Raw genomic sequence first — 7,830 nt, 5'->3', positions numbered from 1 at the left:
ACACTCTCAAATATTTTACTATTTGTATACTTTTTTATAATTTATTGCGTTATATGTAATGAGTTTTGATTTATAAAATAGTTTTTATACCTAATAATGTTAAAATGATATAATAATTACTTGGCAAATTCTCCTAGGAAAAGAAATCGTCTTTCAGAAGAAGCCGATGCCTGTTTTTATTAACATTAATTTTATTATTATGAATAAATCGTATTTTCCGCAGCGAATAGCGGACTTGGTTTTATGGTACACTAACTATAAATCAAAATTGCCTAATTATGCGGCGGAGCTCAACCTAACGCAAGCAGAAATAGATAGTGAAGTAGCCTATTGTGAAGACATGATAAATGCTATTAATTTAGTCACTACCCAAAAAGGGTTGTTAAAAAGTGCTTTTGAAAACCGCACTTCAGTATTAAACGATAACAACTCAAAGCTAAAAGAAGATATAGCGCGCCACAAAACGGCTAAGTTTTATACCCAAGCTATTGGAGAAGATTTGGGTATAGTTGGTTCATCTGTAATTTTTAATCCAGATACTTATAAACCTGTGGTATCGGCGGCTTTGTTTGGAGGAGCTATCCGCATTCGTTTTACTAAAAAAGGGGTAAATGGTATTAATTTATACGTTAGGCATAAAGGTACTTCTAATTGGAAAGCTATAACTAGATTGACTACTAGTCCGTTTGAATATCAACCAACGCTAGCGGTAGAAGGACAGCCAGAGCATTTTGAGTTTCGAGCTTTTGGGGTAATAAAAGACCAAGAAATTGGGGTAGCTAGTGATATAACTGAAATTATTTTTGGAGAATAAAATAGCAGCTCGGCGGCGATAACCACACTTAAAATTAGGCATACAATTTTGGTGTGGTTATTTTTTTATAAATAAGTTAACCCGCAACTCTAAACTCCCAACATCTTTTCTCTTGTCTCTTTCCTCTATTTTCTATCTAATAAAGTTCCCCACGATGAGGTTTCAGAGCATCTCTAACCTGTATCATGTGTTCATCCGTCACCACCATATAGGCAATAGCGTGCAACTCATTTTTAACCTCAAAACCAGTGATGCTGATGGGTAATTTTTCCATAGCAATATATTCTTTTAGATGAATTTCATGGTGTTCGGCAGTTTTTGCAGCCACTTCACCTCTAAAATCCCAAATCAGTTTTATTTTTCTAGACATACTATAAATCAGTTACATAAATTAAATATATTTGTAAATAAATAATTATCAAACATGAAGCAAAAATACACTCTAATTATCATATTCCTTGCATTTGTAGTAAATGGTTTTTCACAAAACAACTATCAGGTAACAGCCATTCCATTTCAACAATTTACAGGCAATGCCATTCCATTAACCAGTGCTGATGATGTTTATTCGCCAGCAATTAATCTTCCGTTTAATTTTGAATTTTATGGAAATACATACGACCAAATAGTGGTAAGCACTAATGGATTTATAAATTTCAATAACACTAATGCAGGTGGTTTTACACCATGGAGTTTTTCTCAAACTATACCTAGTACCTCTTTTCCTGCACTGAATTCTATTTTAGGCTGTTTTCATGACATGAACAATGCATCAGCAGCAGGAACAATTACACAAGGCGTTTATGGAACTGCTCCTTATAGAAAATTTGTAGTTTATTTTAACAATCAACCTCATTTTAGTTGCACTTCCCTTAGAAGTTCTTTTCAAATGATATTAAACGAAACGACGAATACAATTGATATTCAATTAATAGATAAACCAGTTTGTACAGGTTGGAATGGAGGTAGAGCAGTAACTGGGATAATCAATGCAACAGGAACATCAGGAATTGCTGCACCCGGAAGAAATACAGGAGCTTGGACAGCCTATCATGAAGGTTGGCGTTTTTCAAGACCAGGATATTACCCAAGCTATAACTTTGTAAACTGCGATGATAACGGCAATGGTTTTGACGAATTTAATCTACTCGTAGCCGCACAAGATTTAATGCCATCAAATCCTAGTGGCGTACTTTTTTATGAAAATTTTACTGATGCAGTAACACAATCAAACCCGCTACCTACAACCTATTTTAATATTAATCCAAATCAGCAGGCAATTTATGCGGCTTACAATGGTATTGTTACTACAGTACTTTTAACCGTAATCGATTGTGCTATTGATGCTGATAACGATACGGTTCCAACCGATGTAGAAGACGCAAACAACGATACTAATCTAGCCAATGACGATACAGATGGCGATGGAATACCTAACTATCTTGACAACGATGACGATGGCGATTTAGTATTAACCAATCTTGAATATGTATTCCAAAGACTAAACGGGCAAACAAGTTTGAATCTAATGGATACCGATAATGACACCATTCCTAACTATCTAGACAACGATGATGATGGCGATGGAGTACTAACCTGGAGAGAAGATTACAATGGTGATGGAAACCCTGCTAACGATGATACTAACAGTAACGGAACACCTGATTATCTTGAATTTGGTGTAGCATTGGGCGTTCAAAACAATTCCTTTGATAATTTAATCAGTCTATATCCTAATCCTGCTACTACGGTTCTAAACATAGAAAATGCTTCAACGCTTACTATTGATGCCGTTTCTATCTACAGTATTAACGGTAGTTTACTAAGAGAAATAAATAATCAACAAAACCTCGAAACCATTTCAGTCGCTGATTTAGCTTCGGGTATCTACTTTGTCAAAATAAAATCAAATGATAAAGTAATTACTAAAAAGTTTATCAAAAACTAATACCAAAAAGAATTCTACCAAAGCTGTCTTAAATAAGGCAGCTTTTTTTATTTTTATAAAATGAAAAATTACGTTTATATCCTACTATCATTTCTAGTTTCTTTTGAAACACTTGCTCAAGAATTAACCTTGCAGCAAGCCAATCATCTAGCCACTTTGCCTTTAAAATGTCTTCAACAAGAATACCCAAATAAGTTAGGACAATTATTAATTGACAGCACTGAGATTCAATCACCCAAAAAACTCCATCCAACATTTTATGGCTGTTTTGACTGGCATTCTTCCGTTCACGGACATTGGAGTTTGGTTTATTTGCTAAAGCGATATCCTAATTTGGCTAACAAAGAACAGATTATACAAAAGCTGAAAACCAATCTTTCCAAAGAAAACATTCAGGTAGAAATAGATTACCTCAATAAGAAACACGAAAAATCATTCGAACGAACTTACGGCTGGAATTGGTTGCTCAAACTACAACTCGAACTCGAAACCAGCAACGAACCTTTCGCTGCTGAACTCGCTCAAAACCTAAAACCACTTTCCAATATCATCATCGAACGATACATTGAGTTTTTGCCAAAACTATTATATCCGGTTCGCGTTGGAACTCATTCAAACACCGCTTTCGGATTGACAAATGCTTGGGATTATGCAATGTTTTCTAAAAATGAAGTACTCCAAAAAAGCATCAAAGAAAACGCCATTCGTTTATTCCAAAAAGACGAAAACTGTCCATTCAATTGGGAACCAAGCGGAACCGATTTCCTGTCGCCATGCATGGAAGAAATGGCTTTGATGCAACGAATTCTACCTAAAAATGAGTTTTTAACGTGGCTCAAAAAGTTTGCACCAAACCTTTTCAAAAAAGATTACAAATGGGAAGTTGCCCGAGTTTCCGATAGAACCGACGGACATCTAGTCCATCTCGACGGACTAAATTTCAGTCGCGCTTGGAACATGTATCATTTGTTAAATCAATATCCAAACGAGTTCAAACATCTGAAAACTCTAGCCGATTACCATCTAAACTTCTCGCTTCCGTCCGTGGTCGATGGCAACTATGAAGGCGAACATTGGCTGGCTTCCTTCGCTTTGCGCGCTTTCGAGGAGAAAAAGTAAAAACAAATAATTACTTTTGCATCGATAATATAATGTCACACTAGTTTATACTGAGCGAAGTCGAGGTTCAATATTTAATATCTAATATTATAAATCTAATATCTAAATGCCACAAGAACTATTACTCCAAGTTTCTCCCGAAATAGCAGCCAATGAAAGTTTGCTCTATGAATATGTGGCAAAAACAGTTCGTGTTTCAACAAAGTTGGTTCAAAAAGTAGTAGTTTTAAAACGCTCCATCGACGCGCGACAAAAAGCTATAAAGATTAATCTAAAAGTCTCCGTTTATTTAATCGATGAAGAGTTTATTCCTCAAAAAATAGCACTTCCCGATTATCCGAATGTTTCCAATCAACAAGAAGTTATAGTTGTTGGCGCTGGTCCAGCCGGACTTTTTGCCGCTTTACAATTAATCGAATTGGGTTTAAAACCCATAGTTATCGAGCGAGGAAAAGACGTTCGCGGTCGCCGTCGCGATTTAAAAGCCATCAATCGTGATCATATCGTCAACGAAGACAGTAATTATTGTTTCGGCGAAGGTGGAGCAGGAACCTATTCTGATGGAAAATTATACACACGTTCCAAAAAGCGTGGCGATGTTGATAGAATTCTTAGATTATTAGTTGCTTTCGGAGCTTCAGATGATATTCTAGTAGAAGCACATCCGCATATTGGAACCAATAAATTGCCACAAATTATTCAAGACATTCGAGAAAAAATTATCGAATGCGGCGGACAAGTTTTATTCGACACTCGCGTCACCGATTTTATTATAAAAAACAATGAAGTTCAAGGAGTTGTTATTCAAAATGGTGATGTCATTTCTGCCAATAAAGTCATTCTTGCTACAGGACATTCCGCTCGTGATATTTTTGAATTATTAGATAAAAAGAAAATATTTATCGAAGCAAAACCTTTTGCATTAGGCGTTCGCGCAGAACATCCGCAGGAATTAATTGATAGAATTCAGTATTCGTGTGATTTCCGAGGAGAATTTTTACCGCCATCGCCATATTCCATTGTAAAACAAGTCAACGGTCGAGGTATGTATTCGTTTTGTATGTGTCCAGGTGGCGTAATTGCACCATGTGCTACAAGTCCAGGCGAAGTAGTAACTAATGGTTGGTCGCCATCCAAACGTGATCAAGCTACTGCCAATTCTGGAATTGTAGTTGAACTAAAATTAGAAGATTTTAAACCATACGCCAAATTTGGAGCACTTGCCGGAATGGAATTTCAAAAAGCTATCGAACAAAAAGCTTGGCATTTAGCAGGTCAAACTCAAAAAGTTCCAGCACAACGAATGGTCGATTTTACTCAAAATAAAGTATCGGCAGATATTCCAAAAACATCTTATGTTCCCGGAACAACTTCAGTAGAAATGGGACAAGTTTTCCCAGGATTTTTATCTCAAATCATGCGAGAAGGATTTAAAGAATTCGGAAAAACGATGCGAGGTTATTTAACAAATGATGCTATTCTTCATGCGCCAGAAAGTAGAACTTCATCGCCAGTTAGAATTCCGAGAGATAACGAAACTTTGGAACATCTTAAGATAAAAGGATTGTATCCGTGTGGCGAAGGTGCAGGTTATGCTGGTGGAATTATTTCGGCAGCAATAGATGGAGAAAAATGTGCATTGAAAATCGCTGAGGTTTTAAAAAAATAAAAACTCACAAAATAATTTTACTTTGTGAGCTTTGTGCTTCCTAGTGAACTTTGTGGTTAAACCTATTTCTTCAATCTATCCTTAAAAACCTTTTCAAACTTTTCAATTTTCGGTTGAATGACCATTTGACAGTACGGCTTGTTCTTGTTGTTTTCATAATAACCTTGGTGGTATTCTTCCGCTTTATAGAATTTTTTCAAAGGTTCAAGCGTAGTCACAATTTTATTATCAAAAACTTCCTTGTTCAAATCCTTAATTAAATCTTGAGCAGCTTTTTTCTCGTTTTCATTTTTATAAAAAATCACCGAGCGATATTGCGTACCAACATCAGCACCTTGTCGGTTTAAAGTAGTTGGATCGTGAACAGTGAAAAACACTTTAAAAATTTCGTCCAAATTCGTTTTGGTTTTATCATACGTAATTTCAACTACTTCTGCTGCACCAGTTCTTCCAGTGCAAACTTCTTCATAACTCGGATTTTCAACACTTCCACCAGCATATCCCGAAACAACTTTGCTTACTCCATCAAGATTTTCATAAACCGCTTCCACACACCAAAAACAGCCACCGCCAAGAACAATTGTTTCACTATTTCCTGAATTTGTAGCAATTGCATCAGGCACAAAGTCCAGTGAAATCGCGTTCATACAATATCTTTTTCCAGTCGGTTCTGGACCATCATCAAATAAATGTCCTAAATGACTATCACATCTTCCGCAAAGTGCTTCGGTGCGTTGCATTCCATAAGAATTATCAGGTTTGAAAGTGATGCTTTCTTTGTTGTTTTGCTCAAAAAAACTTGGCCAACCACAACTACTCACAAACTTTTGGTCGGATTTAAATAATTTATTTCCGCAGGTTGCACAGTAATAAGTTCCTTTAGTTTCACTTTTCCACATCGTTCCCGTGAAAGCACGTTCTGTATCGGCTTCACGAGCAACGGCATACAAGTCTGGAGATAGAATTTTCTTCCATTCGGCATTTGGTACATTTAATTTTTTTGTGTCGGTATTAGAGTAATACGGATTTTCAGGTTTGCTGATTACGTTTTCCATTGCAATTGTTTTTGTTGTTGTGTTTTTTTGTTTATTGTTCGATTGACCGCAGGCGTTTAAAACAAACAGCGGAATGATAACCAAAATATTCAAGATTTTTTTCATAGCAATCTTATTTAAAGAGAATACAAATTTACAACAGATATACGCTGTAAAATGTCTTGCAGATTACAAAATGAGTGGTTTTAAGTAAAGTTTAACGGTTGTTGAAAATATAAAAATTCCATAGCAATTCTTTTTTCGTATTTTTGACCATCATAAAAATTCTATGAAAGAAGAGCAAGTAATTTTAGTCAACGAAAAAGACGAACCTATTGGTTTGATGAATAAATTGGAAGCACATGAAAAAGCAGTTTTGCATCGTGCCTTTTCGGTTTTTATATTGAATGATAAAAATGAAGTGATGTTACAACAACGCGCACATCATAAATACCATTCGCCTTTATTGTGGACCAATACTTGTTGCAGTCACCAACGTGCTAGCGAAACCAATATTGAAGCTGGAAAAAGAAGACTATTTGAAGAAATGGGTTTCAAAGCAGAGCTAAAAGAACTTTTTCATTTTATTTACAAAGCGCCATTTGATAATGGTTTGACCGAACATGAACTCGATCACGTGATGATTGGATATTCTAATGAAGAACCCAATATTAATTGTGAAGAAGTAGAAAGTTGGAAATGGATGACCATTGAAGACATCAAAGACGATATGGTTGCAAATCCTGATATTTATACGGTTTGGTTCAAAATTATATTCGATGAGTTTTATCATTATTTAGAAGATCACAAACTATAAAATTCCAAAAAACAAAATATGAAAGTTACCGTTTCTAGAAAAGCACATTTCAACGCCGCACATCGATTGTATCGAAAAGATTGGACGATGGAGCAAAACGATTTGGTTTTTGGCAAATGCAATAATCCTAATTTTCACGGACATAATTATGAACTTATCGTTTCAGTTACTGGAGAAATCGATCAGGAAACTGGTTTTGTGATTGACGTAAAAATTCTTTCCGATTTGATAAAAGAGCATGTAGAAAATGCTTTCGATCATAAAAACCTAAATTTAGATGTTCAGGATTTTGCTGATTTAAATCCAACTGCCGAGAATATCGCGGTTGTAATTTGGAATAAACTTCGAAAATTTATTGATGCTGATAAAGAATTAGAAGTAGTTCTTTATGAAACACCTCGCAATTTTGTAACCTATAAAGGAAACTAA

8 protein-coding genes are annotated in these 7,830 nt (G+C 35.5%); 6 read left to right on the top strand and 2 right to left on the bottom strand.

Annotated features, from left to right (window positions below):
• Positions 1-199: 199 nt before the first annotated feature.
• Positions 200-814 (top strand): hypothetical protein, encoded by a 615-nt coding sequence (locus IAI56_RS03620; RefSeq protein WP_187656573.1) that lies wholly within the window; start codon positions 200-202, stop codon positions 812-814.
• 136 nt (positions 815-950) lie between these two features.
• Here the strand turns inward: IAI56_RS03620 and IAI56_RS03615 are convergent, their stop codons facing one another.
• Entirely contained in the window at positions 951-1,184 is a 234-nt protein-coding gene (locus IAI56_RS03615) for a hypothetical protein (protein WP_187656572.1), read from the bottom strand.
• A gap of 54 nt (positions 1,185-1,238) precedes the next feature.
• Here IAI56_RS03615 and IAI56_RS03610 point away from each other — a divergent pair, with 54 nt between their 5' ends.
• From IAI56_RS03610 to IAI56_RS03600, 3 genes are all read left to right on the top strand, one after another.
• Positions 1,239-2,762: a T9SS type A sorting domain-containing protein gene (locus tag IAI56_RS03610; protein ID WP_187656571.1), complete on the top strand. Its 1,524-nt coding sequence runs from the start codon at positions 1,239-1,241 to the stop codon at positions 2,760-2,762.
• Positions 2,763-2,822: 60 nt separating this feature from the next.
• Entirely contained in the window at positions 2,823-3,881 is a 1,059-nt protein-coding gene (locus tag IAI56_RS03605) for a DUF2891 domain-containing protein (RefSeq protein ID WP_187656570.1), read from the top strand.
• 106 nt (positions 3,882-3,987) lie between these two features.
• Positions 3,988-5,550: an NAD(P)/FAD-dependent oxidoreductase gene (locus IAI56_RS03600; protein ID WP_187656569.1), complete on the top strand. Its 1,563-nt coding sequence runs from the start codon at positions 3,988-3,990 to the stop codon at positions 5,548-5,550.
• 62 nt (positions 5,551-5,612) lie between these two features.
• On the opposite strand, the gene IAI56_RS03595 is transcribed toward IAI56_RS03600, so the two are convergent.
• Positions 5,613-6,710, bottom strand: coding sequence for a bifunctional methionine sulfoxide reductase B/A protein (locus IAI56_RS03595; protein ID WP_187656568.1), 1,098 nt, complete (start codon positions 6,708-6,710; stop codon positions 5,613-5,615).
• 163 nt (positions 6,711-6,873) lie between these two features.
• On the opposite strand from IAI56_RS03595, the gene idi reads away from it, so the two are divergent.
• Positions 6,874-7,401, top strand: a complete 528-nt coding sequence (idi, locus tag IAI56_RS03590) for an isopentenyl-diphosphate Delta-isomerase (protein ID WP_187656567.1) — start codon at positions 6,874-6,876, stop codon at positions 7,399-7,401.
• 18 nt (positions 7,402-7,419) lie between these two features.
• Entirely contained in the window at positions 7,420-7,830 is a 411-nt protein-coding gene (locus IAI56_RS03585) for a 6-pyruvoyl trahydropterin synthase family protein (protein WP_187656566.1), read from the top strand.

Source organism: Flavobacterium macrobrachii, assembly GCF_014486675.1.
Taxonomy (GTDB): domain Bacteria; phylum Bacteroidota; class Bacteroidia; order Flavobacteriales; family Flavobacteriaceae; genus Flavobacterium; species Flavobacterium macrobrachii.
Note: the sequence above shows the minus strand (reverse complement) of the source record. Positions and strands in the feature narration are given on the sequence as shown.